The sequence below is a fragment of the Gelidibacter algens genome (assembly GCF_001678675.1).
Lineage (GTDB): Bacteria > Bacteroidota > Bacteroidia > Flavobacteriales > Flavobacteriaceae > Gelidibacter > Gelidibacter algens.
Genome location: NZ_LZRN01000102.1, coordinates 1 through 2,421, shown reverse-complemented (window position 1 = coordinate 2,421; position 2,421 = coordinate 1). Strand labels below are relative to the sequence as shown.

The window sequence follows — 2,421 nt, the reverse complement described above, 5'->3', positions numbered from 1 at the left end:
CAACAAGCTAAAAAAAAACCGAGAAACAAGCTGAATATCAAGAACTGATTGATTTTTAAGAATTATTAAAAATGGAAAATAACGAAGAATTTGAGCAAACAATCCAAACTTTTTCGGACGGAATAAAAGAAATTGCAAGACAAACAAGAAAACTGATTTATAAAGTGCTTCCCGAAGTTGTCGAAGTGGTTTGGATAAGGACAAAAAAACACAGGATTCGGAACAGGACCAAAAGAAAAAAACTGAACTATTTTTGTTGGGTAATGCCAGCAACGAACCACGTAAATTTAGGATTTAACTATGGTGCGGAACTTCCTGACCCGAAAAATTTACTTGAAGGAACGGGAAAATTATTTAGACATTATAAAGTAAAATCAGTTAAGGAATTATCTAATCCGGATTTGATTAAACTTTTAAAATATTCAACAACGTATCGAGTTCCACCAATAAATTAAAATGAAATACGAATTTTGAATATAATTGACCAAATTTGAGAACTGATAGAAATTAATAAATACGCGGAAAAAGCCAGTTGCCAACACCGTATATAAGCTATGGCTTGGTCTGTGCCTATTTGGAAAATCTATGGATTTCCCAAAGTTAGTTTATATTTGTAGAGGTTCGTGCTAAAACACGCCACAGCTCATATACATCAACGTTGTGAGCCATTTCACAAAAAATCCCACTGGATTTGAGTATCTCGCGAACCGGACTGAAATAAAGAAAAACACCGGCGAAATATAAATGCGTAATTTAAAAACCGAACTGAACCCAAAAGCAAATTGCGACGGATGTTCTGCATTCCAAAACCCAAAAAAGCAACCGAACGCTCGACAATATTGCGAACCGAAAAAATGAAAAAAAATGCCTAAAGGCAATAAATGCAACAGTACGCCGAAATAAAAATGCCAAAAACCGACCTGAAGTTGAGTGTAAATTTTCAATCGGATATCTAAAAACAAAAAGCGGATACAACGGATGTAACATGCAAACAAACCTTGCGAACAGGAAAAAACGTCTCACAACAGGGTGTATAAGCCATTGCTGGGTTCGTGCTAATTTGGAAAATATATGGGAATCTTTAAGCGGAGTTTTGTATTTTTATGGCTCGTACTTTAACACGCAACGGCTCATACACCGAGCGTTGGCAAACATTCCCCACACAAGAAAAACCTGTTAATTTCTTGAGATAACGAGTAAAATGTTTGTGTAGGAAAATTATAGTAAATTTGACGTTAGTCAGAATTAAACAAGATAACGGTAGAAGATGGCAATATGAAAATAAAAGGATTTGTATTTTATGGAAAAAACGAGTTTATGTCTTGTGATTTGGTAATATCAGATTCAAGAATAAAAGAAATAAATTTGAATGATATAAAAAATACATACCCTGAACTAAATAATTCTGAAAGGTCAATCTTAACTGAAATAAAAAGGTTTCACAAACCCGAAATAATACAGAATGGATGTAAATATTACATACAAAGCTCTGTTGATGGAGAATTGGTTAATATTTTTTTTAGATATAAACAAAATACAATATTTCAGATTAAAATGGCAGTTAAAAGAATGGTTGATACAATCTAAAGACATTAGTGTAGATGTATTAAAATATTTAGTTATTGGTGGAATTGGGTCTTTAATAACTATTGGTGTTCAAAAATACAGCACAATCCAACAACCAACTAAAAACGAAAGCACTGAAAGAAATGCGTCTAATAAAATAAATGATAGTTTGGTGGATAAAGACACTTTGCGATTAAAATGACCGAACTCACTCTTGCGTAAATCTAAATTATCACTCATAACTTAAAATTTAAAATAAAATGAAAAACAATTTTGACAAAGAATCCAATCTTTACCGATTTATTAAAGTAAACGGACTTGACAAAATTACTAAAATTAAAGTTTCTGACGTTTACCAAAAATATTTATTTAAACCAAGAACAAGTTGATAACCTAAAACATATAAAAGAAAACCTTTATGAATTTAATGGAGATTTTCTGATACCAGAGAATTATAGTTAACACCTTGCTTTTCACACATATATTTAATAGCAAGCTTTACACCATTAAATTCATCATCGGATAAGTTTAATATCTGTTTTGCTTCTAATAAATTGGATTCAACCGACATAATAATAACTTAAATTTTAAATACACAACTATGAAATGTAAACTTTATATCACGAAAGAAAATAAAGAAATTGACAACCATATTATCGGAGATAGTATTCGTGTCGGAGATTATTATCCAATAGCAGATAAAGATTATACTGTATCTAATATATTATTGGACTCAAATCAGGAATTACCAGTCGTTTATTTGGACTAATTTTCCAATATTTCGATGTTTTCTAAATTATCCTGTTCTATTTTAGCTCTCTTTATTAAATCGTGAAGAACAAAATGATAATGGTC

Annotated in this window: 3 protein-coding genes; all 3 read left to right on the top strand. The window is 31.0% G+C overall.

What is annotated here, in order from left to right; all coding sequences use genetic code 11:
- Nucleotides 1–71 precede the first annotated feature (71 nt).
- The 3 genes from A9996_RS19190 (at nucleotide 72) to A9996_RS20025 (ending at nucleotide 2,335) form a co-directional block, all read left to right on the top strand.
- The gene (locus A9996_RS19190; RefSeq protein ID WP_066439128.1) at nucleotides 72–455 is read left to right on the top strand and encodes a DUF1801 domain-containing protein; all 384 of its coding nucleotides are present in this window, start codon (nucleotides 72–74) and stop codon (nucleotides 453–455) included.
- A gap of 1,007 nt (nucleotides 456–1,462) precedes the next feature.
- Nucleotides 1,463–1,768 (top strand): hypothetical protein, encoded by a 306-nt coding sequence (locus tag A9996_RS19180; protein ID WP_066439122.1) that lies wholly within the window; start codon nucleotides 1,463–1,465, stop codon nucleotides 1,766–1,768.
- A 399-nt stretch (nucleotides 1,769–2,167) separates the two neighbouring features.
- Nucleotides 2,168–2,335 carry a hypothetical protein gene (locus tag A9996_RS20025; protein WP_157487266.1) on the top strand — a complete coding sequence of 56 codons (168 nt, stop codon included), beginning with the start codon at nucleotides 2,168–2,170 and terminating at the stop codon, nucleotides 2,333–2,335.
- Nucleotides 2,336–2,421 lie beyond the last annotated feature (86 nt).

What these genes read in the sequence shown, in the direction of transcription:
- A9996_RS19190 (WP_066439128.1), top strand. Translation starts at nt 72, where the DNA reads ATGGAAAATAACGAAGAATTTGAGCAAACAATCCAAACTTTTTCGGAC.
- A9996_RS19180 (WP_066439122.1), top strand. Translation starts at nt 1,463, where the DNA reads ATGGATGTAAATATTACATACAAAGCTCTGTTGATGGAGAATTGGTTA.
- A9996_RS20025 (WP_157487266.1), top strand. Translation starts at nt 2,168, where the DNA reads ATGAAATGTAAACTTTATATCACGAAAGAAAATAAAGAAATTGACAAC.